This window comes from Clostridium sp. X (assembly GCF_055755365.1).
Map to the genome: position 1 here is coordinate 1 of NZ_JBVTKX010000002.1, position 26267 is coordinate 26267.

Annotated in this window: 27 protein-coding genes; 26 read left to right on the plus strand and 1 reads right to left on the minus strand. The window is 29.9% G+C overall.

What is annotated here, in order from left to right; translation table 11 throughout:
• The first annotated feature begins 410 nt into the window (after positions 1-410).
• The 10 genes from ACX0KU_RS15650 to ACX0KU_RS15695 all read left to right on the plus strand — a co-directional run bounded on the left by ACX0KU_RS15650 (position 411) and on the right by ACX0KU_RS15695 (position 13775).
• The gene (locus ACX0KU_RS15650; RefSeq protein ID WP_472992502.1) at positions 411-2147 is read left to right on the plus strand and encodes a hypothetical protein; all 1737 of its coding nucleotides are present in this window, start codon (positions 411-413) and stop codon (positions 2145-2147) included.
• Positions 2148-2423: 276 nt separating this feature from the next.
• Positions 2424-2783, plus strand: coding sequence for a hypothetical protein (locus tag ACX0KU_RS15655; RefSeq protein ID WP_472992504.1), 360 nt, complete (start codon positions 2424-2426; stop codon positions 2781-2783).
• A 395-nt stretch (positions 2784-3178) separates the two neighbouring features.
• The gene (locus ACX0KU_RS15660) at positions 3179-3766 is read left to right on the plus strand and encodes a GGDEF domain-containing protein (RefSeq protein ID WP_472992505.1); all 588 of its coding nucleotides are present in this window, start codon (positions 3179-3181) and stop codon (positions 3764-3766) included.
• A 58-nt stretch (positions 3767-3824) separates the two neighbouring features.
• A complete protein-coding gene (locus ACX0KU_RS15665; protein WP_472992506.1) occupies positions 3825-4814 on the plus strand; it encodes a helix-turn-helix transcriptional regulator in 990 nt (329 codons plus the stop codon).
• A gap of 411 nt (positions 4815-5225) precedes the next feature.
• Positions 5226-6587 carry a dynamin family protein gene (locus ACX0KU_RS15670; protein WP_472992508.1) on the plus strand — a complete coding sequence of 454 codons (1362 nt, stop codon included), beginning with the start codon at positions 5226-5228 and terminating at the stop codon, positions 6585-6587.
• A complete protein-coding gene (locus ACX0KU_RS15675) occupies positions 6587-8884 on the plus strand; it encodes a dynamin family protein (RefSeq protein WP_472992509.1) in 2298 nt (765 codons plus the stop codon). Before ACX0KU_RS15670 ends, ACX0KU_RS15675 begins: the two co-directional genes overlap by 1 nt.
• 18 nt (positions 8885-8902) lie before the next feature.
• Positions 8903-9400, plus strand: a complete 498-nt coding sequence (locus ACX0KU_RS15680) for a hypothetical protein (RefSeq protein WP_472992512.1) — start codon at positions 8903-8905, stop codon at positions 9398-9400.
• Between the two features lie 12 nt (positions 9401-9412).
• The gene (locus ACX0KU_RS15685; protein ID WP_472992513.1) at positions 9413-12673 is read left to right on the plus strand and encodes an ATP-binding protein; all 3261 of its coding nucleotides are present in this window, start codon (positions 9413-9415) and stop codon (positions 12671-12673) included.
• Positions 12670-13347 (plus strand): HNH endonuclease, encoded by a 678-nt coding sequence (locus tag ACX0KU_RS15690; protein ID WP_472992515.1) that lies wholly within the window; start codon positions 12670-12672, stop codon positions 13345-13347. Before ACX0KU_RS15685 ends, ACX0KU_RS15690 begins: the two co-directional genes overlap by 4 nt.
• 14 nt (positions 13348-13361) lie before the next feature.
• Positions 13362-13775, plus strand: coding sequence for an SMI1/KNR4 family protein (locus ACX0KU_RS15695; protein ID WP_472992516.1), 414 nt, complete (start codon positions 13362-13364; stop codon positions 13773-13775).
• 268 nt (positions 13776-14043) lie between these two features.
• On the opposite strand, the gene ACX0KU_RS15700 is transcribed toward ACX0KU_RS15695, so the two are convergent.
• Complete coding sequence (locus ACX0KU_RS15700) at positions 14044-14259, minus strand: helix-turn-helix transcriptional regulator (protein WP_472992518.1); 216 nt, start codon at positions 14257-14259, stop codon at positions 14044-14046.
• A gap of 186 nt (positions 14260-14445) precedes the next feature.
• Here ACX0KU_RS15700 and ACX0KU_RS15705 point away from each other — a divergent pair, with 186 nt between their 5' ends.
• The 16 genes from ACX0KU_RS15705 to ACX0KU_RS15780 all read left to right on the plus strand — a co-directional run bounded on the left by ACX0KU_RS15705 (position 14446) and on the right by ACX0KU_RS15780 (position 26266).
• Positions 14446-15225: a ParA family protein gene (locus ACX0KU_RS15705; protein WP_472992520.1), complete on the plus strand. Its 780-nt coding sequence runs from the start codon at positions 14446-14448 to the stop codon at positions 15223-15225.
• Entirely contained in the window at positions 15222-16208 is a 987-nt protein-coding gene (locus ACX0KU_RS15710; RefSeq protein WP_472992521.1) for a ParB/RepB/Spo0J family partition protein, read from the plus strand. Before ACX0KU_RS15705 ends, ACX0KU_RS15710 begins: the two co-directional genes overlap by 4 nt.
• Positions 16201-16335, plus strand: a complete 135-nt coding sequence (locus tag ACX0KU_RS15715; protein WP_472992522.1) for a hypothetical protein — start codon at positions 16201-16203, stop codon at positions 16333-16335. The genes ACX0KU_RS15710 and ACX0KU_RS15715 overlap by 8 nt, the downstream gene beginning before the upstream one ends.
• 25 nt (positions 16336-16360) lie before the next feature.
• Positions 16361-16627 carry a hypothetical protein gene (locus ACX0KU_RS15720; protein ID WP_472992523.1) on the plus strand — a complete coding sequence of 89 codons (267 nt, stop codon included), beginning with the start codon at positions 16361-16363 and terminating at the stop codon, positions 16625-16627.
• Positions 16627-17340, plus strand: coding sequence for a JAB domain-containing protein (locus ACX0KU_RS15725; RefSeq protein ID WP_472992524.1), 714 nt, complete (start codon positions 16627-16629; stop codon positions 17338-17340). Before ACX0KU_RS15720 ends, ACX0KU_RS15725 begins: the two co-directional genes overlap by 1 nt.
• 28 nt (positions 17341-17368) lie before the next feature.
• Complete coding sequence (locus ACX0KU_RS15730) at positions 17369-18343, plus strand: DUF3991 and toprim domain-containing protein (protein ID WP_472992525.1); 975 nt, start codon at positions 17369-17371, stop codon at positions 18341-18343.
• Positions 18344-18475: 132 nt separating this feature from the next.
• A complete protein-coding gene (locus ACX0KU_RS15735) occupies positions 18476-18787 on the plus strand; it encodes a plasmid mobilization protein (RefSeq protein ID WP_472992526.1) in 312 nt (103 codons plus the stop codon).
• A gap of 9 nt (positions 18788-18796) precedes the next feature.
• Positions 18797-19732 carry a relaxase/mobilization nuclease domain-containing protein gene (locus ACX0KU_RS15740; protein ID WP_472992527.1) on the plus strand — a complete coding sequence of 312 codons (936 nt, stop codon included), beginning with the start codon at positions 18797-18799 and terminating at the stop codon, positions 19730-19732.
• Between the two features lie 87 nt (positions 19733-19819).
• Entirely contained in the window at positions 19820-21526 is a 1707-nt protein-coding gene (locus ACX0KU_RS15745; RefSeq protein WP_472992528.1) for a hypothetical protein, read from the plus strand.
• Between the two features lie 198 nt (positions 21527-21724).
• The gene (locus ACX0KU_RS15750; protein WP_472992529.1) at positions 21725-23731 is read left to right on the plus strand and encodes a VirD4-like conjugal transfer protein, CD1115 family; all 2007 of its coding nucleotides are present in this window, start codon (positions 21725-21727) and stop codon (positions 23729-23731) included.
• 64 nt (positions 23732-23795) lie between these two features.
• On the plus strand, positions 23796-24071 hold the full coding sequence (locus tag ACX0KU_RS15755; protein ID WP_472992609.1) for an Mbov_0395 family pilin-like conjugal transfer protein: 276 nt from the start codon (positions 23796-23798) through the stop codon (positions 24069-24071).
• A gap of 54 nt (positions 24072-24125) precedes the next feature.
• Positions 24126-24356 carry a DUF6133 family protein gene (locus ACX0KU_RS15760; protein ID WP_472992530.1) on the plus strand — a complete coding sequence of 77 codons (231 nt, stop codon included), beginning with the start codon at positions 24126-24128 and terminating at the stop codon, positions 24354-24356.
• A 64-nt stretch (positions 24357-24420) separates the two neighbouring features.
• Entirely contained in the window at positions 24421-25257 is an 837-nt protein-coding gene (locus tag ACX0KU_RS15765; RefSeq protein WP_472992531.1) for a conjugal transfer protein TrbL family protein, read from the plus strand.
• The gene (locus ACX0KU_RS15770) at positions 25257-25466 is read left to right on the plus strand and encodes a mercury transporter (RefSeq protein ID WP_472992532.1); all 210 of its coding nucleotides are present in this window, start codon (positions 25257-25259) and stop codon (positions 25464-25466) included. Before ACX0KU_RS15765 ends, ACX0KU_RS15770 begins: the two co-directional genes overlap by 1 nt.
• 37 nt (positions 25467-25503) lie before the next feature.
• The gene (locus tag ACX0KU_RS15775) at positions 25504-25827 is read left to right on the plus strand and encodes a hypothetical protein (protein WP_472992534.1); all 324 of its coding nucleotides are present in this window, start codon (positions 25504-25506) and stop codon (positions 25825-25827) included.
• A gap of 7 nt (positions 25828-25834) precedes the next feature.
• On the plus strand, positions 25835-26266 hold the full coding sequence (locus tag ACX0KU_RS15780; RefSeq protein WP_472992535.1) for a prepilin peptidase: 432 nt from the start codon (positions 25835-25837) through the stop codon (positions 26264-26266).
• Position 26267 lies beyond the last annotated feature (1 nt).

The following is a 26267-nucleotide window of genomic DNA, read 5'->3' on the forward strand; positions in this document are numbered from 1 at the left end:
GCACACTCACCTGATAATGCAAAATCAATGAGGTTTTTGGTAGCTTTCTATTTAATTAGTTTTTGATTTTTGATAATGTAAAATTACAATATAATATCATTATTATAGTAATAATTAATGACTATGTATAGGTATCAATTTATTTTATTAAATATCTAGAGAATGATTTTCATATTAATAAATTAGGCAACAATTGCCGGAAGTATTATCTTTGAATACATGTTATATGACATCTTATCGTATAGAGAGAAAATAAAAGTAGTTGAAGATAACAAGAGGCATAGTTGAAGTCAATTGATTGACAGAGCGATTCTAGCACTTCAATCAAGGTTGGACCAAGTGCAGTAATTTAATTGCATATTTCCAACATATAAGAATTTAACATAATACTTCAAAATAGTAGAAGGATTATGTTAAATTTTGCAGAATTTTATAAATGTGAGATTAAAAAGGGATGTGAATTTATATTGGACAAAGCAGAGACATTAATGAATGGTGAATGGATGGAAGTCTATCCTGAATATTGGATAATGAGTAACAGTACTGACTTGTCTAGTTACTTGTATCATACACCTATAAATAAAGTAAAGCTGAGATGTAGTGAATGTAAAGAAGAGGTTTTTATATGTGCATTAGGTGATGGCATGAAGAAGAAGCCGTATTTCGCACATAAGAAAAGTAAGGAAAATGGGGAAGAAGAATTTATCGAAGAATGCTATCTTCGTACTTCAAATGAGAATTATGAAGAGATATATAAATTTGATAAACCAAGGGCTAATACTTATGAAAGTGCTCTTCATACTGAAATGAAGAAATTTGCAATATCAAAGTTCTGGAGTCAAGAAAATAAATACTATGTTACAAAGGAAGAAGAGGTATTTACTTATAATAGAATAGAGAAGACAAAGCTAAGAGCTGACCTTTTAGCTGGACCATTATATAGAACTGATGGTAAGCCGATTCAAAGAAGTGAACAGTATATTTTTGAAGGTCAAACTATGAAGAATCCATTATCAGTAGCTCACATCGAAAAAGCGATAGAGTATAAGAAGTTAGGATTCTTAGAAGAGAATGTTATAAATGCATATACAGTCGATCATTTAAAGAGAGCAACATTTATTTCAAATAACTATATAGATATCCTACAGTTGCAAAGTCTAGATAGAACTGAAGTTGATGATAGGATTAAAACTAATAGAGAAAAACGTGGTTCAATAGTGAATATGCTGGAACATAGCACAGTAGATAAGCTTAGTGGGTATTATGCTTTCCATGCAGATACTGAGTTTTTATTAGCACTCAAGGATTATAGTAATAATCATCTACTATTTATGTATATTCCAATCACTGATGGTATAAACGAGTTAGAAGAGAAAAATAAGCATAAAAGAAGGCTTATTTTAGCAAGTGTACTTGATACAATAACAATAAAAGATGACTATTGTGTAGTAGCTTATCTATATTTTAAGGATATAACATATATAACTGATATTACTGTATATCAACATGAAGTTATCTTGTACAAAAATAAAACTATAGAGTTCTGCCAGAATTCTTTGCGTGATATAGGAAAGAGATATGTAGAGGATATAGACAATAAGAATAAACAAATCTCAGATTTTATAAAAGATAATGCTCACATACAAAATAGCTTTAATAGGGTAAAATATGAGCTGGAAGCACTAGCATCTCAAAAGGAGAGTGAATTAGCTACTCTAAAAGAAGAAAATAATAAGTTATCAACGACACTCTCAAAAACGAGAGAAGAGCTTTATAAAGAAGCAGAAGCTAAGGTAAGAAATGCCCTAGAAACTGAGTATTTATCCTTGGATAAATTGAAAAGTCACTATCAAGCATCTTATGATGAGATAGCTTCAGTAGCTGAAAGAAACATTAAGAAAGAGCTAGAGAATGAATATAATTATAAATACAATGCTTTCACTGATGGTCACAATTATATGAGAAAAAGGGTAAATTGCCAGAGAGAACATCTACGGTTCATAACAGCAGTAGAAAATATAGAGGCTAAACTTATAGATGGTAAAATTAAATGTCCTAATATTTCAAATGACTCATTAAAGAGGTATTTTGCAGACTATCTAGAAGTTCAGATATATAAATGTGCAACTTGTCCCAAGTATAAGTAATTAGAAGTAAGAAGCAATATAAGCTGCAGAAGTTGACTATAAATACGGTAATGTTTCTCTTGTTTTTTCTGAGGCGGATTTAATGGAATGGGATCAAAGTACATGAACTACTCGTGTTGAATCAGTAGATCATCATTTTGATAAACATCATGATGATAATAAGCATATAGAAGTTAATTATCTAAGTATGAATTTAATAGAGAAATATGGAATTAATTGTATAGTTAAATTAAAAACTTTAATTTGTAATAATTATAGAAAGGAATATAATATTTTATGCCTAGTACTCAAGGATTTGGGGTAATGGAAGAAATTGAAGAAAAGAAATCATATATTGATTATGAGCCTGAGAAATATGATTGTATATTCATTGATGATGATTTCTTTACAGAAATATATATGAGAAATCTTGATATGTTTAAAGAAATGGAAACATTTATTAATAGCATAGATCGTCACTATCAAGGGCTATCTCTATGCGGAATAACATTAATACCACCAAAGTCACTTAAAACTTTCTTAGATATTATTGTTGAAGAGAATACTAATTGTAAATCAAAAGAACTGAAAATGTTAATAGAGAAGATATCTATTGCGATCAAAGAAAATAAATATGTAATCCATTATGGAGATTAGATAGTCTTTTAATATATCGTATGATTAAATGTAAAATTAATAATACTTATTAGAAATAAAAAGTAATTAAATAGTACATGCACTTTACGAGCTTTTTTAACTTTAATACAAAAGGTGATGATTTTAAGAATAAAGAGCAAATTAATGGTGTGAAAGTAAGAGTTGGTATTTGATATGGTGTAAGAGAATATGTTGTTATAAATTTAATATAAAATAGAAAAAGACTATGAAGAGAGCTAGTATTGGCTGAAACTTCATGGTCTTTTTGTGTTTTATAAGTTCATATGATTTAAAAGTTATTATTTTCTTATTTAGACTGACAGTCAATGTCATCATAGTAATATATAATTAAAGTAAAATTTATGAAATATAAATATTGAGGGTAGTGATGTTAATTGGATTATGAAAATATAGATAAGGAAACACTTATTAAAATTCTAAGACAGAAGGATAGTATGTTAAAAACACTAAATATAGAAAAAGAAAAATTAAGTTACTATGCAAGTACGGATGCTATGACTGGAGCATTAAATAGAAGGTCAGGTTTAGAATTACTAGGTAAAGAACTTAACCTGTCTAAAACTAGCAATGAAAATCTTGTTGTTTGCTTTGTTGATGTAGATAGATTGAAGATGATAAATGATACCTTTGGACATGAAGAAGGAGATAAGAGTTTAATAAGCATAGCAAAAATTCTAAGAGAAAGTATTAGAAAAACTGACTTTGTAATTAGGATGGGAGGAGATGAATTCTTAGTAGTATTTCCAAAAACAACAATGAAAGAAGTTAGTATAGTATGGTATAGAATTTGTAAAAGAGTAGATGAAATCAATAAAAATAGTATTAACTATAAATTAAGTTTGAGTTATGGTTTTTATGAATATAGTAAAAAAGTACAAAAAGAAATATCTATTAATGATTTAATAAAAAAAGCTGATACAGAAATGTATAAGAGAAAAACTAAAAAAAAGAAGGAATTTTAGGAATATATGTATAATTAATAAATAGATAAAAAATTTGAGAAAGGTTTACATATTTAATATGGAAAGATTTAAAACAAATGTATTACTATTCATTTACAATCAATTAAAAGAAGGAAAGGTAGTTATAAAGACTGATGTAATAGATAAATTTAATATAAATGAAAGAACTTTTTATAGATACATAAAAGATATAAAAGATTTTATAGATCAAGAGTCTAATGGTGAGTTAATAGGTGAAAAAGTTATATCCGATAGAGAAAAAGGGGGCTATATCCTTAAAGGAGAGCATGAAAAAAATCTCAATGAAAAGGAAATTTTAGCAATTTCGAAAGTTCTCTTAGAAAGCAGAGGTTTTGTAGATACAGAAATAAAAGATATAATTCAAAAACTTCTTGATAATTGTATTTGTAAAGATAAAAAAAGCATCAAATGCATTATAGGAAATGAACTAGTTAACTATGTTTCACCACAACATGGTAAAGAACTCTTAGACAATTTGTGGCAAATAAGTAGTGCAATAAAAGATAAAAACGTATTAGACATTCAATATTGTAAGATGGGTGCAGATGGAAAGATACAAGAACAGGTCTCAAAAAGAACTGTATATCCACAAGGAATATTATTTTCTGAGTATTATTTTTATCTTATAGCTTTAATAGAAGGAAAAAGTTATGAATACCCTACTATCTATAGGGTGGATAGAATTAAAAATTTAACTATTGTAGATAGAAAATATAAAGTGGAGTATAGCAAGAGATTTCAAGATGGAGAGTTTAGAAAGTTAATTCAATTTATGCATACAGGAGAACTAGAAAGAATAAAGTTTAGATTTACAGGTGGATCTATAGAAGCAGTTTTAGATAGACTACCTAATGCAAAAGTAGTAAAAGAAAAACAAGGTAAATACATAATAGATGCAAATGTGTTTGGTAAAGGTATAAAGATGTGGCTTTTGAGTCAAGGGGATTCTGTAGAGGTTTTGGGTTCTGATAAATTTAGGGAAGAAATGATGGAAACTATTGAAAAAATGAGAAACTTATATGTGTGATTGGTTAATAGATAGAGTTAACAAACGTAGATAAATTAGGAAAAATTATATAGCTAATACTTAGAGATTTGAAGATGAAGAATCTAGAAAGCGAGTATGCAAGCAAGATTATGAAAAAAATTTAAATTTACAGAATCTTTAATAGATGCAATATTAGATAGGTGAGCTACAGTAAGGCGCATAGAATCGGTAGAGAAAATTTATTGTAGAAGCTGATGTTTATGGTAGAGGCATAATTATGTGTATATTAATTCAAAGGAAGTATATAAAAGTTATATCGCCATCACAGTTTGTTTAAAAAGTTATTGAAAAAATAAAGAGTTTAAAAATAATTATATATAATAAATGGGTAAGTGTAAATTTATGTATATGTGATTTAATTGCAGTTATAATATATGGGGGTAAGAGGATATGGAGTTTGATTTAAGGTTGATGACTGTTTCACATTCACTTAAAAAACATCCAGTGATAGAGGAAAGTGTAAAATATAAGATTAAATATTTAAATGTCTTGGAGTATATTGTTAATAGGTATTCTAAAAAAGATGAATTTGCTTTAGAATCATTGAAAAATTATAAGAATGCATTTTTAGGCAAAGATATAGATCAATATTCATATAATGATCAGGAATTAAAAAGAGTTTCAAAAGGTGTTATAGGTGTAAAATTTAAGGGGTTTAAATTATTTACATATAGGTATGCTCTTGTGTGTGATTGTCTATTTATAAATGCTATGATGGATGTTACTAAAGCTACTAATATATTAAGTGAAATTAAATCTATTTATAGAAAAAGATATCATGAAAGGCTAGATTTACTTTTTGATGTACTTTATAAAAATAAAAAGTCTATTGAAGGATTAGACAAAATTAAATATCAAGTTAAGTGTTGGCAAGATAATAAAGAATATTTAAAGCAAAAACAATTAACAGTGCTTACAATAGCAAATATGAGTGCAGGAAAATCAACACTTATTAATGCGATAGTTGGCAAGACTATAAATCGCACAATGAATGATGCTTGCACTTCAAAGTTGCATTATATTTATGATAAGGCATTTGAAGATGGATTTAATTATGAGTCAGATGGGGTCTTAAATTTAGATGTAGATGAGAAGATACTTTTAAATGATGATACTAGTAATAAGGATGATAAAATACTTGTTTCTACATATTTTAAGTTATTAGCACAAAAACATTCTAGATTATGTATTATTGATACTCCTGGAGTTAATTCATCATTAAATTCAGATCATACTAAGATTACTAAAGATACTGTTCTAAATGAGCAATATGATAAGGTGTTATACTTAATAAATGCTGAGAATTCTGGGACGGATGATGATCTTAAATATTTACAGTTTATTTTTGAGAATGTAGATGAAAATAAGATAATTTTTGTATTAAATAAATTGGATCGATATAGAATTCCAGAGGATTCTATAGAAGAAAGTATAAATTATTTGAAGGAAGATTTATTAAAATTAGGACTTAAAAATCCAATTATTTGTCCTGTTTCTTCATACGCTGGTAGATTAGCAAAAAAGAAAATGTTTGGAAGTGAATTGAATGAAGATGAGCAGGATGACTACATCTTTCTTCAAAGAAAGTTTAAAAATGAAAGTTATGATCTTTCTAAGTTTTATTCTGAAAATATATTAAATAGGATAAATGAAAATTATAGTGATAAAGAAAAATGTCCAATTATTGATTTACTAATAAATTGTGGCATACTTTGCTTGGAACAAATTATTGCAGAAGGAGCTGAATGCTAATGAGAGAAATATTTATAAAATACAACCCTTATAAAGTTGAAACACAAGTTCAGATTGATGGAAACCCCATTAAAGCAAATAGTGCACTAAATGTGGATGACAAAAGGTTACAAGAATGGATAGAAGATTTACCACAAGTTTTGGTTGATGAGTGTAACACTAGAACTTTTAAAATTATATTTCATGGAACTGTTTTAGACTATGAGGATTTATTATCTGTAGCTAAAGAAGCAAAAGAAAAAGGAATTCAGATAGATTGTGAACACATACCTGCTAAGGAAGTGAAGGAAAAAGAACAAGCTATAAAAAATATTTTTAATGATATTCAGAATGGTCCTTTTGATGAATTAAGGCAGGTAGATGTAAACCGTGCATTTGAAATGGCTTGTAGTAGCGATTTTGAAGTGAATGTAGTTGCTACCATGAGTGCTGGAAAATCAACTTTGATAAATGCTCTTCTAAGACAAAAACTAATGCCTGCAAAACAAGAAGCCTGTACAGCTACAATTACAAAAATAAGAGATAAAGATTTAGACTCTTTCAGAGCTATGGTTTATGATAAACATGGACAGCTAATCGAAACGCATCCTGAACTTAATTTTAGTGTAATGGACAACTTAAATAACAATCCATTAGTTTCGACTATTGATGTTGAGGGAAATATACCTTTTGTGACATCAGAAGATGTTTCATTAGTCCTAGTAGATACTCCTGGTCCTAATAATTCTAGAGACCCGGGACATAAAGCGGCTACTTATCGTATGTTATCAGAATCATCAAAAACCGTTGTTTTATACATATTAAATGCTACACAGTTAGCAGTTAATGATGATAATAACTTACTAAATCATGTGGCAGATAGTATGAGAGTGGGGGGGAAACAATCAAAAGATAGATTTATTTTTGTAGTAAACAAATTAGATGATTTCAAAAAAGGTGAAGATAGTGTCGTTAACTCAATTGAAAAAGTTCGAAAGTACTTAGAAGATAAGGGAATAAAGAACCCCAATATTTATCCAGCAGCAGCACTACCAGCTTTAGACATAAGAACTTCTTTGAAAGATGTAGATTTATCAAAATTAAATCTTATGGATGAGGATATAGATCCAAATATTATGGAAGCAGTAATAAAAGTAAATAAGTTAAACCGAAATGAGGAACTACATTTAGAAACATATGCTCCATTAACACCAAGTGTTCGTGGACAAATTACTTCTGAGTTAGCAATAGCAAAGGAATCTGGAGATAAATATACAGAAGCTCTTGTTCACACAGGGATTATACCAATTGAGTCAGCTATAAGGATATATGTCGCTAAGTATGCAAAAACAGCTAAAATAAAGAATATTGTCGACACTTTTTCAAAAAAATTAGAAAGTGCAAGAACATTTGAGAACACAAAGCAAGATATTGCATTAAATCAAAGTAAACAGAAGGAAATTATATCACAAATAGACGCTATAAAAACAAAATTAAAAAATGGAGAAGAAGCAAAAAAATTCAAGAGTAAGATAGATGCTATTAACTATGACAATGAAATCAAAGAAGTTTCCAACAATATCATTAAGGAAGCACAAAAGAAAATTTCAGCTCAGTGTTCAAGTTGCGAATCTAAACTTAGTCCTAGGGAAGCAGAAAGTATTTGCCAAGTGTTTGCTAGGTTTGCAGAGGGATTACAAGCAGAAATTCAGGTCAAATTAGAAAATATTATAACAAATCATGTTGAAAGAAATGCTCAAGAATTACTTAGTCAGTATAAGCAGAAGATTGAAGCTTTATCAAAAGATGTTGAGGTAGGTGTTATAAAAGTTAATCCTTTTGAATTATTAGATGGAGAAATTGAAAATACAAAAAATATTAGCAAATTATTAGGTGATCTCACTCAAACAGAACGTGTAAAGATTGGAGAATATGAGGTTGAGAACCCTGAAAGATCTGGGTTTTTGGGATTCTTTAAATTTTGGAAGCCAAAATATATTACAAAAACCGAATATAAAGATGTTGAGTATATTAATGGTTCTGAGCTTGCACAGAGGTTTTTTGCACCTTTGCAAAAACAGTTATTTGACAATAGTGATAATGCTATAAAATATGCAAAAGGACAAGTTGGTAATATAAAAACTTTCTTTGGAAAGAAATTTGTTGAACTTGATGATGTGTTAAAGAAGAAACTAGCAGAATTAGAGATATGTGCTACTGATAGTAAAAATGTAGAAAAGATGATTGTGGAAACAAATAAACGATTAAAATGGCTTGAAGATATTCAAATACGTATACAAGCGATACTTCAAATTTAGTATTAGGAGGGGAAATATATGACAATTACACAAGAATTCAGACAAGCTATACAGAATAAAGATACTCGTATGGTTAGAATAATGCTCAAAGACAGTCTTGTAGTTGATCCTACATTTGCAGAATTTAATCAGATGAGTACATTAGCAGAAGCTAACATTGCTGATTTATATGATAAGCATGATGGAGAGGTCTTAAAATCTGAAACAATATCATGGACCAAAGACTATATGGATGAACAAATGGTTCAGCTTGTATATAATTTTTCAAAAGAGAGAATCAAGTTACTTAAAGGCATTTGTGCTTATCTTTATGGTAAAAGAGCTGATAAGATTAAAAATGACAGAAACAATTGCCAAACCCAGATTCAAATTACTAAGAAACAGGTTGGTACAGGATTAGTTGTAGGAGGGGTTGCTACAGCGGCAGTTGGAGTAGCTATAGCTGAAACTGCTATAGTAGCAACAGGAATAGCTATTGGAGTTGCAGGTGCTATACTAATAATCAACGATAAATAGGAGGGCAGCTGAATGAATGAGATTAATGAGTATAAAGATGAAAAAGTAATTTTGCCTAAATATGAGAGTTTAGATGTCCAATTTCAAGAAGCATTCCATGTTGTTGATGACATAGTTTTAAAAAACTATATTACAAAACTTAGAGATTTAGAAATTGTCCCATTAAATGAACAAGAATTTTCAACAAATATCCCTGAAAATGTAAGGTTCTTCAAAATAAATGAAATGGTTTATGAAAAAAATGAATATTCAACACACAAATTTGCAAGTGTTTTTAATGCGCTTGCAACAACAAATTGTGCTGTATTTATCATAATTGATAGTAATGGGGAAAAAACAGATTTTTATATGGGAATTCGATCACTTGATTCTGAACGAACAACAAATTCACTTAAGGATACATTAAAAAATGCAATGTGTGGTCAATTTCCAGGTATAAAAACACAGGATTATCTTGAAGATGAAATGTATGAAGTTTTAAGAAAAATAAAAGCTAGTAGTATATCTGCTGTATCAAGTGTAGCAAATAATAGAGATTATAATAATAGTGATAATAAGTCATTTGTTCAAGGATTAGAAAAACTTGCACTCTCTATGCAAGGTGAACGCTATACAGCTATTATAGTTGCTAATGGTACAACTAGAGAACAGTTGATAGAAACACGGAAAAATTATGAGAAAATCTATACTCAACTATCACCTTTTGCTAGTTCTCAAATAAGTTATGCAAATAATAGTGCGATTAACTTGTCACAGTCATTTTCACAAGGAGTAACAAAAGGAACTTCTTATACAAAAAATGAATCAACAACATACAGTTCAAGTCAATCTAGAAGTGAATCTATTTCAGATTCAGTATCAAAAGAAGGAATGGGAAGTAAGACAACAAAAGGACTTGCTTCTGCAGCTGGAATAGTCGGTGCTGCGCTTGCGCCAGTTACAGGAGGTGCAAGTTTAGCAGTAGGTGGAGTTATATCAGGTGGATTAAGCTTACTAGGTACAGCAATTCAAAATACAGAAACACATGGAACTACAACCAGTACATCACTTAGTGAAAGTAATTCTAAGACGAATGGTGAAAGCTTTGGTGAAAATCAAAGTAAAAATGAAGGGACTACAGATACAAAAGGATTAACCAATGGTACATCACAAACTATAGCATTAACAATTCAAGATAAATCAATTATTAATACTTTAGAGAGAATAGATATTCAGTTAGAAAGGCTAAAAGAATTTGAAAGTTTAGGAATGTGGGAGTGTGCTGCATATTTCTTATCCGATAATCCATATGGAGCTGAGATTGCAGCTTCGACATATAAAGCACTTATGCGTGGAGAAAATTCTGGGGTAGAAGTTTCAGCTATTAATTCATGGAGTAAAGCTGATGGTGATAAGACCAAAATCATTAAGGATTATGTTACAAATTTTATGCATCCTGTTTTTTCATACAATGGTCCGGCAGGGAGTATAGAAGTGACCCCAAGTGCTTTGATAAGTGGAAATGAATTAGCACTTCATATGGGTTTGCCAAGAAAATCTGTAAGTGGCTTTCCAGTAACAGAACATGCTGACTTTGGAAAGGAAGTTGTTAGTTATAATGGCGAAAAAGCAACGCATACTATAAACCTAGGTAATGTTTTTAATATGGGAAATGAGTGCATTAATAGAGTTGAACTAAACAGGAATAGCTTATCTATGCATACATTTATTACTGGATCTACTGGATCAGGGAAAAGTAATACGGTATATGAATTACTCGACCAACTTGATAATGTTGGTATTAATTTTTTAATTATAGAGCCAGCTAAAGGTGAATATAAGAATATGTTTGGTAATAGAAAAGACGTTATTGTTCTTGGTACTAATCCTGTATATTCAGAAATACTTAGAATTAATCCATTTAAATTTCCAGCTAAAGTTCATATTTTAGAACATATTGATCGTTTAATAGAAATTTTCAATGTATGTTGGCCAATGTATGCCGCTATGCCGGCAGTATTAAAGGATGCTGTTTTACAAGCTTATGAAGTATGCGGTTGGAATTTAGTAGAATCGAAAAATAAGTATTCAGAAGAATTATTTCCAACTTTTCAAGATCTACAAACTGAGTTAATCAATGTAATTGGAAATTCTGCTTATTCTCAAGAATTAAAAAGCAACTATATAGGATCTTTGGCAACAAGGGTGAAATCATTAACAAATGGGTTGAATGGTCAAATATTCTCATCAGATGAAGTAGATAATAATATTTTATTTGATAAAAATGTTATTGTTGATTTAAGCAGAGTGGGTTCATTGGAAACTAAGGCTCTTATTATGGGGATTCTTGTAATGAGATTGAATGAACATAGAATAGCATCTACAAAAGGTATGAATATACCTCTTAAACATGTTACAGTTTTAGAAGAAGCTCACAATATTTTAAAAAGAACATCGAGTGAACAAAATTCAGAGGGGTCTAATGTTACAGGAAAATCTGTAGAAATGCTATCTAATGCTATAGCAGAAATGAGAACATATGGAGAAGGATTTATTATTGCTGATCAGTCTCCAAGTGCAGTAGATATCTCAGCTATAAGAAACACCAATACTAAAATTATTATGAGGTTACCAGATGAAACTGATAGAAGACTTGCTGGAAAGTCAGCAGCATTAAAGGATGAACAATTAGATGAAATTGCTAAACTACCAAAAGGTGTTGCAGTTGTATATCAAAATGATTGGTTAGAGCCAGTATTGTGTAAAATAAATAAGTATGATGCTAAAGAAATTGTTTATGAATACAGTGGGTCAATTGTATATAAGCAAAGTAATAAAAATGTATTTGTTAGTGAATTATTAAAATTATTATTAAGAGGACGAAACATAGAACAAACAGAAGTTGATATTGAGTTTTTAAATAACCTTCTAGGAAAAGTTAATTTATCAACAAAGAATAAAATAGGGATTCATTTCTTATTAAAGGAGTATGCAAGTACAGGTAAATTGAATGTATGGAATAATAAAAACTTTGATAAATTATCTGAATTAGTTATAGAACTACTTGAATGTAAAGTATTGGTCGAGAATACAATTCAAAATGTAGAAGACTTTAAAGCATTAACAGATGAATTATGTGAAATGATAGAAAAATTTACTGTTGAACTTAACAAGGAAACAATATTAGCAGTATGCCAATGTTTATTGAAGGATTATTCAAAATATAGTAGCGATAAACTTGAAATTTATGCGGCTTGGAGAAATGAGATTGATAATGGGGTGTTGTTGAGATGAGTGCATTTATGCAATTTGCAGAAATAAATTGGAAAGAATCTTCATTAGCTAAGCTGGCTAAAGAAATGACCAATAAATCAATGGATATCACTGAACTAGACAAACCATTATTAGCTGAAAAAAGAAATGATAGTTCAGAGAAAAAGGAAACTCGTCCTTTGACTGAAGATGAAAAAAATGATATACAACAGAAAACAGGCTGGTCAGAGGAGCAAATGAAAAAATGTACTATAGATGAAGATGGAGTTATCCATTATAAATGTGATAATGAGGAGTTCGAAGGAAAAAAACATGAAGGATCTGGCGTTGAATATGTAAGAAAAACCATTGATGTTAATGGAGTAAAAGTAGAGGTTGTTGTACCGGAGTTTGATAGTGCATTTGATGCACAATTGCCAAAAGATTTATTAAAAGAGTCTAATCCAAAGCAATTTAAAGAGTGTAATCAACAACTGAAAGATACTATAAATAAAGACCCAGAGTTACGTAAGAAATTTACAGAAGAACAGATTGAAGATATCATGGATGCTAAAACTCCAGAAGGATATACTTGGCACCATGACGCAGAGACAGGAAAAATGCAACTGGTTGAAACTAAAATACATGATAGAACTCAAGGAGGAGCAGCCCATACTGGTGGCAAATCGATATGGGGTGGAGGATATAATTCATAAGGAGGAGAATAAGAATGAACAATATTATTTGGAAAAGAGTTAAGCCATTGATCCAGTCTGATAGCCTTAATAAATTTGAACAAGACTATGGAATTATACTGCCAGATACTTTAAAGGAATTTATTATTACTAATAACGGTGGGCGTCCAAGTTTAGATATAATAAAGACAGCAGATGGCAAGGAAGTTGAGATAAAAGCCCTACTATCTTTCAATAAAGAAGATACTGAGAATATTTATAGTGTTATTGAGTATTTTAAAAAACAATTTAATGGAAAGATATTGCCTATTGCAACAGAACCTTCTGGGGATTATTTTTGTATTGATCTAACTATTAACTCAATTGTTTATTGGGAGCATGAAACTAATAGATTAACTTTTATTGCTAAGGATATTGTTGAATTCTTAAATTGCTTATACAAATTATAGCTTTTAGCAGTTATAAAAATGCAATACCCCTAATTCAAAGGGAGACTAAATGCGGTTACCTCCAATATTCATGCGTTTTAGTATAAGCTTGCTAGCAAAACATATGTAGAGTTAATGGTAAATTATGGTGATAAAGTAACAGCTTGTATTTTATATAGTGTAAGGGATGCGTCATTATAAATTTAATATAAAATAGAAGAAGACTATGAAGAAGCTAACAGCTTACATTTCATAGTCTTCTTGTGTTTTATAAATAATAAATAAACTTCTATATTTTATCTCCATCATCAAAAACAAAAAATCCTTCAAATTTACATCCAAGAGCTTCAGCAATTTGCTGGAGCTCTTTTTCTGAGAAATTATCACGAGTAAGTTTGTTGGATAAATTTTGATTAGTGGTTTCAATTAAATTTGCAAGCTCAGATATAGTCATTTTTTTTCGTTTTATTAAAATGCGAATTTTTTCGCCCATTGTTAAAGCCATATTATTCACCATCCTTAATAATAACAATATACACTTTTAAATGTGATTTATCAATAAATCAAGATAAAACTAAACTAAATAATTTAATATTACTTGAAATAATAAACTTATTAGTGTATTATCAAACTATAAAATGTTAAAAGCGAAAACAAGCAAAATTAATTTAGGAAGGTGGATATTAAACATATGAGTAAAGTAATAGCAATTGTTAATCAAAAGGGGGGAGTATCTAAAACTGTAACAACTTTAAATTTAGGACATGCTTTATCTGAAATAGGGAAGAAAGTGTTACTTATAGATTTTGATCCACAAAGCAGTTTGACTGTATGTTTTGGCTATGATAACACTGATAGCATAAACACTACCATATATAATCTGATGGCACTGGCTATTGAAGAAAAAAATCTACCTGAAAAAGATAAGTATATTCTTTCAACGGGGAAGGTTGATCTTATTCCATGTAATTTGGAATTGTCAGCAATAGAAATAGCACTTGTTAATGTCATGAGTAGAGAACTTATTTTAAAATCTATTATTGATGAAATTAAGGAAGAGTATGATTATGTTATTATTGACTGTTCCCCATCACTTGGAATGCTAACAATTAATGCTCTTGCAGCATGTGATAGTGTGATTATACCTGTTACTCCTCAATATCTTTCTGCTAAAGGATTGGAGTTATTATTAAAAAGTATTCTAAGAGTAAAAAAGAGGATTAACCCTAAGATACAAGTTGATGGAATACTTCTTACTATGTATGCAGAAAGAATGAAACTATCAAAGGAAGTGCTGTTAATTATACAAGAAGCATATGGAAGTCATATTCATATCTTTGAAAGCAAGATACCAACATCAGTAAAGGTAGGAGAATCTAATCTGAGAAATAAAAGTACTATAGAGTATGATCCTAAGAATAAAGTATCAATAGCTTATGGGAACTTTGCAAGGGAGGTTGCAGCAATATGAGTGAGAAAAAGTTAATGAGTTTAGCTGATATGTTTGGAGAAAATACTGAGGAAAAAGAACCTGCTAATCATATTGAAATTGACATATCAAAACTTGTATCTTTTGAAAATCACCCATTTAAATTATATGAGGGTGAGCGACTTGAGAATATGGTACGAAGCATTAGGGAACTTGGGGTTATTGTTCCAGTCATTGTAAGATCAAAAGGTGACAGATATGAAATTTTATCAGGTCATAATAGAATAAATGCTGCTAAAACAGCAGGACTATTGAAAGTGCCAGCAATAATTAAGGAAAACCTTGAAGATGAAGAAGCCATGCTTATTGTAACTGAAACAAATCTTATGCAGCGTTCTTTTAGTGATATGCTTCATTCAGAAAGAGCATCTGCATTAGAGCAGCATCATAAAGCACTAGCTTCTCAAGGCAAAAGAACAGATATTTTAAAAGAGATTGAAAGTCTTCTGAAAGCTGATGAAATCAAGGTTGATGAAACTTCTCGACAAGTTGGCGAGAAGTTGACAAGTGCAGATGAAATAGGAAAAACTTTTAATCTTTCAGGTAGGTCTGTATCAAGATATTTAAGAATCTGTAATCTTATAAAAGAGTTAAAAGATAGATTAGATATAGAAGAAATACCTTTTACAGCTGCAGTAATTCTTTCTTATCTAACAGAGGAGGAGCAGTATATTGTAGAACTTATTCTTTCAGAACATAACCTCAAAGTAGATATGAAGAAATCTGAAAGTTTAAGAGCATATTCAGAAGGAAAAAAATTAAATGAAGAAACAGCTTATGCAATTCTTTCAGGAGAATTGAATAAAAAGAAAAAGACAAATAAGCTCTTATCTATTAAATTGAAACCTAAGCTTATCAATAAGTTTTTTGCACCTGAAACTAAGCAGCCTGAAATTGAGGATGTTATTGAAAAAGCTTTAGAATTATATTTTAAATCACAAGGGAAGGAGGTTTTAAATGAGTAGATTCAAAGAAGTAAAAGAAATCTATGAAGAGATAACAGATGTTGTAGCAGACGAAGATATATTAAATGTAGTTGAAAATGAAGCTGCTATTGATGAAGAACTAGAAAATGAAGAGATATCTATATAAAAATTATAAAGAGAAGGTGAAGCCGATGAATAGACAAAGAACAATTAATCTTAATGAGTATAAACATATAATTTCTTTACTTGTACAATTACTTGAATTGGATATGGACACAGAAGAAAAAATTACAGAATACATTGAAACCTTTGGAGTAGATAATTTTCTAAGGGATTATGAATTGATGGACTTGCCTTATGATACATTAGAAAAACTTGAAAGCTTAGCGGAAATTATTGAAGTTTTAGAAGAAGGAAGAGAGTTAATGGAAAATGAAAAGAAAGGAGGTGCAATTTAATGAAAAATAGGCCTCATACAGAAAGCTTTTTAAAAGGACTAACTACATTAACTGGTCTTTCAATGAGAAAGGTTAAGGATTATGCAAAAGATAATAGTCTATTTAATATTTTAGAACATCCACGTATTATAGAACCTAATGAGAAACAGCTTCAAAAGATAGGATTATTGAATGAATTTATTGCGTCTTATAATTTGTTGAAGTCTCATGAAAGTGAAAATAAAATAAAAATATCATCACCAGAGCAAGCAGGAGCTTACTTTGTACCCTTACTTAGTGGTAAGAAAGACAAAGAAAAGTTTATGGTTGCTTTTTTAGATTCAGGAAATAACATTATTCATGCCAGTCTTATATCAGAAGGAACAGTATCACAAGCTGTAGTTTATCCAAGAGAAATATTAAAGCAGGCTTTAGCTTGTGATTGCAAATCAATGATTATTGCACATAACCATCCAGGAGGAGGAATACTGCCATCAGCTGAAGATAAAAATATTACACAAAGACTTGTAGATATTTTTCATCCACTAGAAATTAGAATACATGATCACATTATTGTAGCTGATACAAAATATACTTCAATGGCTGAAAAGGGATATATGCCAAGAGATATACAGGCAAGAGCAAGTTATGAACCTTTTAAAATAGTAGAAGTCAAAAATGAAGAAGAAATTGACTATTCTATTGATATTGAAGATGAAGAATGGGAGCTTTAATAAATAATTAGTAGGAGTTGAGAGTTTTATGGAAAGAGAAAAATTGAGATTTACTGATGAACAAATTGCTCTTGCAGATAGTGTAAATATTATAAACTATGCTGAAAGTATAGGGTATACAGTAAAGCAAGTTACTTCAAGATCATTTAAAATTGAAGGCTATGGCGGGTTATATATTCATGGGAACGGCTATAAGTGGAATTGGTTTTCTCAGAACAAAGGTGGAGGAGCTATTCAATTTGTTATGGAAATGGAGGGTAAAACATGGGTAGAAGCAATAAAAAAGCTACTTAATATAAATAATGAAATTGTAAGTTATACACCAACAAAAATTGAAAATAAAGAAGAAAAAGGAGAATTTATACTACCAGAGAAAAATAGTACCTTCAAGCATATATTCGCATATCTCATAAATACAAGGTATGTTGATAAAGAAATAGTTTATGACTTTGTAAACAAGGGTATGCTTTATGAAAATAAACATGGAAGCTGTGTTTTTGTAGGCTATGATAATAAAGGACAAGCTAAATATGCTAGTGTAAGAAGTACTAATACCACAGGAAAGTCTTATAGATGTGATGTGAAAAATTCAGATAAGACCTATCCATTTTGCAGGTCAGGAACTAATGACACAGTATGTATATTTGAAGCTCCTATTGATCTTATGAGTTATTTAACATTAATAAAAAAGCTTAATATTAAAGATTTTAAAAGCCATTGCATTTCTCTTGGAGGTGTTGCGGATAAAGCTCTTGAATATTATCTCGAAGAAAATCCAGATATAACTAAAATAATGCTCTGCCTTGATAATGATGAAGCAGGGCATTTTGCATGTCAGCAGATAAGAGAAAAATATAGAGACAGATATAAGATATTAAGACATATTCCGCAAGGTAAAGATTTTAATGAACAGCTTTTAAATATGAACAAATTATATGTAGAAGCGGTAGAAAATACATCAACACATATGGTTGATGAAGATGAACTACTTATTTCTCAATAACCTAAAAGACCAAGAATAAAGCCTGTGGCTTTGGTGAGGGCAAGCTTCCTATTTGTATAGCCAATAGCTTGTAAAGTGTGGGGAATCCCCACGCCCCTTTTTAAAAAAATCTCTTCAGCAAGGATGGAATAGATGAGAAAAAGAAATATACAAACAAATATTAGAATGACAGAAAAAGAAATTAATGGCATAAAGAAAAAGGCTAAAAGTGCAAATATGTCTTTTAGTAATTATGTTATTTCTTCAGCATTAAATAATGAAATTATAGTTATTGATGGGATAAAAGATTTTACTCATCAGCTTTCAAAGATAGGGATAAATCTTAACCAACTCACAATGCTATGTCATCAGGGAAAAATAAATTGTGCAGATATAACATCAGTAAATAAAGTGTTAAATGATTTATGGGAGTATTTAGTTTCTATAAGGAAACGTAAAAAGTAAGGTGAGGAAATGGCAGTAATAGAGTTTATTAATGCTTCAAATAACACATATAAAGGAATGAAAAGAGCTATAAATTATATAAAAAATCCTGAAAAAACAGAGCCACACTTAGTTGGTGGAAAAGATAGTAGCCCAGATACTGCTTTTAATGAATTTGTAATGACTAAGCAAAATTTTAAAAAGGAAACAGGAAGGCAATTTATACATTTTGTGCAATCTTTTTCACCACATGATAAAGCAACTCCAGAAGTAATAAATGAAATTGGGAAGAAGCTTTTAGGTCATGAAGCTTTTAAAGATTTCCAAGTTGTATATTCTACCCATACAGATAAAGAACATTTGCACAACCACTTTATAATTAATTCTGTAAGTTTTACATCAGGACGAAAATGGCAGCTATCAAAAGAGCAATTAGAAAGCTTAAAGGAATTCTCTGATGAGTTATGTAGAGATTATGGACTCATTATTGTTGATGGAGCTAAAGGAAACCATAAAGATAGAGGTGAATATAGGGCAAAAGATAAAGAACAAAGTTGGAAGTATGAGCTGTTCTTAGCAGTAAGGCAATGCAAATGGTGCAGTAGAAGTAAAGAAGAATTTATTTCTAATATGGATAAGCTAGGTTATAAAGTGGATTGGAGTGATGAAAGAAAATATATCATCTTTACCACTCCTGATGGTAAGAAATGCAGAAATAGAAAATTATATCCCCCAGAGCATTTCACCAAAGAAGCCCTTTTAAAAGCGTTTGAACTCAATGAGCAGAATGCAGATAAGAAGCAATTGCAAGCTCAAATGGAATTACTATTATCAGCAGTACATGCATTATCAGAAGATGAAAATAGACAAAACAAACATTATCCTTTAACAGCACTTGAAGGTCAAGTTAAGAAGGAGAGAGCTATTGAAGAAGCTAAGGGAAGGGGGTTGGAGTGGGAAAGATAGATTATAATATTGTTTTAGGTTGGAAAATGATTTAATGTATAATAATGGGATAGAAGCCATTTTATAATGATTTAAGGAGGAACTATTATGAACAATTTACAAGCAACAAAAGCTTTAGATAGAGTATTTAGTAGTGACAGTAAAAACTTTAATAATACAGTGTGTGTATTTATTGATGGAGTTTGGGGAATTGGCAAAACATATTTTATTCAAAATTATTTTTCTGAAAGAGAAAGTGAATATGAATTAATTTATACATCTGTGTTTGGAAAAAGTTTAGTTAGAGATATAGAAAAATCTATTTTAATTCATTCTTTACCTGGATTGAAAAAAATCAATGAAGATGGTGGTTTTACTAAAGTTGCAAAGACTTTAATTAATGATGTGAGTGGTAAATTTCTAGGAGTAAGTATTGAAAATTATATTAACTCATTTTCAATAGAAGATATTAAGTGGGATGCTATAGGCAATAAGAAAAGAATTATTTGTTTTGATGATATGGAGAGAAAGTCAGATTCAATAGAAATGAAAAATTTACTAGGATTGATTGAAAGAGCAACAAAGAATTTTGATGTTCTAATAATTGGTAATTCAGATGAGTTAAATGAAAAAGATCGTGAGTTATTTAATAAATATAAGGAGAAAGTGGTGGATCATGTTATTAAAATAGATAAAACAGATAGGAGTACATTAAGTGGTATTTTAAAAAGTATGATAATAGAAGAGAGAAAAGAAATAATTGACGTTTATTTAAATGATAATATAGCTTTTGGTAAAGCACATTCTTCGAAAAAAAGCTTTTTAGCGAATAAAATACACAATTTAAGAGTTTTTATAAAATATGTAGAATTGATTTTGAGATTAGAAAATCACCTTGAACCTTATAAAGTGGATGTAGATATTCTAAAAATGTGTAAAGCTGTTATCTACGATCATTATTTTCCTGATAAAGATGAAAAGAAAAATTCTATGAACTTTGATAAATTTAATATATATAAGGCAATAAATAAAATTTTGCTAAATGAAGATATTAGAAAAGATGAATTTCAAGAATATTTTGTTTCTAACTCTGAGGTAAGAGAAGATATCAGTAGTATATATAGTGCATTTAGATTTAATGAAGAAGAACTTGAGGCTCTAATAAGAAAAATAAAAATTAAGATTAAGGAAAAGGACTTAGGATATTTTATAAAACAGGAAAACGTCATTTCGTTAGTAAGTGCTTTAAGTGAATTGAAAAAAATTGACAAGGATATCATAAAAAATTTATTTGAAATTGCAATAGAATTGTATTCGCCAGAAAAATATATATCACATACAAAAATTAATTATTTACAGTGGAATGATATTGATAATTATGGAAATGAAATAGAATGTGATAAGAAGATAAAAGCATTTATTGAAAAAATAAATCAAAAGTGTGCAGAAAAATTTCAGGATTTTATTAATAATAAATTGGAAGAAGCAAAGAGTACTAAAAATTATGAAGAACTTTTGCAACTATATAATTTCAGTCAAATCAATAAAATTGAAAAATTTGAAGCTATATTTGACTATTATTTTGAAAAGCTAATTGAAAATTATTCAAATGAGATAGTTGAAAAGATAAATACTTTAATTTTTAAGACAGATAGCAATCTTATAAGTGATTTTTTTATTAGTAGAATTAAAAATGAAACACAAATAACTAAAATTAAAAAATATGAATTGTTTGACTTTGAATTGGAAAGAAAAATGCAATATGAAGACCAAGAGGAATACTATAGAAATAATCCGCCAGAAGAAATTGAATGATTTCAAGTAAAAGTAAAACTTTATTTTTTTAAGGAGAGGATTTTTATAAACCAGCAGAGTAAAAAATTCAACATATCCATACTAATCCTACTAACAGGTACCATCTTCAACCTACAATTCTCAACCCTAATCCACTACCTGTTATCAAGGAAAATAATAAAACTAGAGTTTATAAATCTCATAACATGTATCCAAAGTATGGCGTCAAGTAAAAATCACTTGATGCTTTTTTTATGCCTAAATGGATTTATAGTGTTATTTGCAGTATTTTTCTTTGTAGCAAATGACAAGCCTTATCAAAGTGATTTAAAACAAATAACACCTAAGATTTCTACCCCAGTATCAGCAGGGCAAAAACAGTTTGGTTCAGCGGAATGGCTTAGTGAAAAAGAGAAGGATGTAGCTTTTGAAAGCTTTATTCTTAATAGCAATGACAGTAAAGTTAAAACATTAATTAAGCAAGGATATGATGACGTAGAAGAAATTTTGAAAGGAAGTGAGTGCAAAGATGAGAGAAAAGAAGATGAAGAAAGGCAAGAAGAAATCCAAGCGAAATCAACATTTGAAAAACAAGCAAGAAATACTGAAGACACAGAGAAAACCATCAAAAATATTTGTAAATGTTCCCAAAGTATTTTACCGCAAGGTGGTATAGTGCTTGGGTGTAGAAAGGTAGGTGGTAAAGAAAAAATATTCTTTATTGGTGAAGATGTTCATAGTTTATGTATTGGTGCAACACGTTCAGGAAAAACAAGAACAGTTGTACTTCAAAGCATTGCAAATATAGCCCTTGCAGGTGAAAGTATGATTCTAAGTGATCCTAAGGGTGAGCTATACCAATATACCTATCCTCTTTTAGAAAGGTTAGGATATGAGGTTATTGCTATAGATTTTAAAAATCCCTTAAAGAGCCATAGATATAATTTTTTAGAACCTGTAATTGAAGCTATTGATAACAATGATATAGCAAAGGCTATTGATGCTACATGGGATTTAACGTCTCAACTTGTAGGTGAGCCAAAGGGTGAAAGAATATGGACAGATGGTGAAGCTAGTATTATTGCAAGTGCTATTATGAGCGTTGTTTATGATAATAGAGAGGGGAAGAACAGAAAATATCAAAACATGACAAATGTTTATTATTTTATTAGTGAAATGTGTAAGGCTGTAGGCAATTCAATGCCTATAGTTGAGTATGTAAAGAAACTTAGTCCAACTCATCCAGCTAAAGCATTGCTTGCTATATCAGAAGTTGCACCAAGTAAAACAAGAGGAAGTTTTTATACAGCTGCACTTACAACTTTAAGGCTTTTTACAAATCCACTTATAAATTCTATGACTAATGTAACTGATTATAATTTTAAAGATATAGGAAATAAAAAAACAGCTATTTTTATTATTCTTCCTGATGAGAGAACAACTTATTATTCTTTAGCAAGTTTATTTGTATCACAGCATTATATACAACTTGTAAAAAGTGCAGATGAAAGAGGAGGTAGATTAAAAAATAGAGTGAATTTCTTACTTGATGAATTTGGAAACTTTGCTCAAATACCTGATTTCTCAAATAAGCTTACCGTTGGTGGGGGCAGAGGAATTAGGTTTAATTTATTTTTACAGAGTTTTGCACAGCTAGATGAAAAATACGGAAAGGAGGTGGCGAAAACCATAAAGGGCAACTGTGAGAATTGGATTTATCTTCAGGCGGATGACCTTGAAACCTTAGATGAAATATCCAAGAAACTAGGAAATTATACAGTAGCCACTTATTCACTAAGTGCTTCCCATGGAAAATATAGTACTCCATCAAGTTCACACAGCATCAATCTTACTCATAGAGCTTTACTGACAGTTGATGAAATAAGACTTATTTCAAGACCCTATAGCTTAATTACATCAAGAAATAATCCTGCAATTATGTTTTCTCCAGATTTGTCAGAATGGCAATTTAATAAAATCTTTGGGCTAGGAGATAAGGAACATAATCGAAAGATAAGAGAATTAAGAGAAAGTAGAAGAAAAGTAAGAAGTGCAAGTATGGAAAATATGGATTTATGGGGAGTATGGCTTTATTACACAGCTAATGAGCAATTAAATATTACAAAAAACTCAGTAATAGCACTGCAAGAAAAGATTAATAAAGTTGAAAAAATTAGCTATGTAACAGGAAATGAGAAAGGAGATAGTTATTTTGAAACAGATTAAAAACTTTTTAAAAAAGACAAAAGAAAAAATATTACTTACTTTAGTATCAATCTATACAGTCAGTATGATTTCAATACCAGTATATGCGGCAGAAGATGTTAGAAACAGCCAAATTGTAAAAGGTACAGAAAAGTTAATTAATGATATTACTACTTGGTTAATGATACTTGCTCCTGTACTGTCAGGACTTCTAATTATATATTTTTGTATTAGAAGAAGTGCAGCTGATGAGATGGATCAGAAAAAATGGAATAACAGAATTGTTGTAGCAATTGTTTCATGTATTGGAGCAGTGCTAGGCTCAGCAACATTAAATCTTATTGTAGGTTACTACAAGTAATCAATAAAAAATTAAAATCATTAAAACAATTAAATTTATGGAGGTATAAATAATATGAAAAATTTAGTATTAGGAACACAAATTAAGGCTATGAATATGGTAGGAAAAGCAAAGAAAGCTCTCACAAGCAAAAGCGGTGAGGGCTTTGTTGATACAGCGGTTAAAATCTTAATGTCCGTTGTGATTGGAGCATTAATACTTGGAGGGCTATATCTTCTTTTTCAAGGAACTATTCTTCCTACGCTAACTCAAAGAATTAAAGATATGTTTAACTTTAAGGGTTAAATAAATTCATTTAAAGGGCTTAATATTATAATCATAAGCCCTTTAAATATTGGCAGGTGATGATATGGAATACTTATTAGTGCTTTTAATTGCTGGAATATTAAGTGGTTGTCTTACTTATGTGAATTCATTATTAAATGATTTAGTACCTATTGCTTTATATGCAGAGAGATATATGGATACAATGCTTGGCACTAATGGTTTAACGGAAGTATTCGATATTTTCTTTGGTTTTGGTGTTTCACTAATAGTATTAAAGTTTTTGAAGAAAGGCTTTGAACAATATATTCTTTGGACAGAAGGAGATGCTGATGCAGATCCTATACTTATGCTTACAGGATTTTTTAAAGCATTAGCAATAGCAGTATGTTTTCCAACATTATATAGTTGGTTAGGTAGAATTATTGAAGATTTAACAGACAAATTAATAAAAGCAATAAGTAAAGGCATGGTAACAGATTTTACAGCAATAATTAATGGAATATCAAGTGCAGGGCTCTTCACAGCCATTATTTCATTGATATTTTTCATATGTTTCTTTCTTTTATATCTTCAATTTTTAATGAGAGGAATGGAGATATTAATACTTCGTGTAGGTCTTCCAGTAGCTTGTGTTGGATTATTAGATGCAGATAATGGAGTATTTAGAACATATATTCAGAAGTTCTTTCAATCCACTTTAGCAGTATTAGTACAAATAGTTCTAGCAAAAATCGGAGTAGCTTTAATGCTTAATACTCATGTATTTTGGGGTGTGGCTGCATTAATGCTTGCTATAAAGACTCCAAGATTCTTACAAGAATTTATTATTATATCAGGTGGACATGGGGCAGGGCTTATGGGGAATGTTTATCAATCTGCAAGGTTAGTACAAATGACGAAAGGAGCATTTAAAAAGTAATGGAATTAGTAAAAGAAATGGCAGATGCCTTTACAATGCTCATTAGAGTAGGGGCAGTGTTAAGAGTGGTTTATTGTTTTATAAGAATGGGAGTATCAGAGGATGAAGGTGCTATGTATAAGAAAAGGCTTAAGAATACAGTGATGTTCTATATACTTGCAGAAAGTATATGGCAAATTAAGGAGTTGGTATTGAACTATTATAGATAAAGTGTTTATTAGTTTTTAAAGTAAGGGAGGTGTTACATTGGAGCAATACGAAAAAGAAACCTTATATATCCCACTAGGTTTAAAAACAAAGATAGAAATCTTTGATGGTTTTGGAAAAGAAGAATTATTTCAAGCGATACTTGCTACAGTAGTATCAGGAGCAATTGATACAATCATATATATGCTAACCAAAAACACCGCATTTTGTGTGGTGTTTATTTTATCTTCAATTGCAGGTTCGGTGATGATGCTTACCAAGGATAAGACTAATATTTCAGTTGTGGATCAGTTGAAATTTATGATTAGGTTTGCTAAGTCTCAGAAGAATTACAAATATATGTATCTTGATGAATGGAGGTAATATAGCTTTGGATGATAGATATTTAATCGTCAAAGGCTTTTTTTATGCCTTAATTTTGATCTATGCAAGCTATAGAGATATAAAAGAAAAGATCATTCCTGATAAAGTACATCTTATAATTATGATTGTTAGCTTGATAAAAATAAATCTTATGAATTCGGCTCTAGGATTTGTAATTGTTCCACTACCATTTTTTATAACAGCATTATTAAAAGGAGAAGGAATTGGTGGTGGAGATGTAAAACTCATGGCAGCCAGTGGATTTTTATTAGGATTAAAGGGAGGTTTTATTGCAAGTATCATAGGACTTACTGTAGCGATAACTATTAATTTTGTTTATTACAAAGTAAAAAATAAGGATAAAAATATATCCTTTCCACTAGCACCTTATTTATCAATAGGGTGCTTGCTATCATTTCTAATTACAGGAGGAAGTTAAA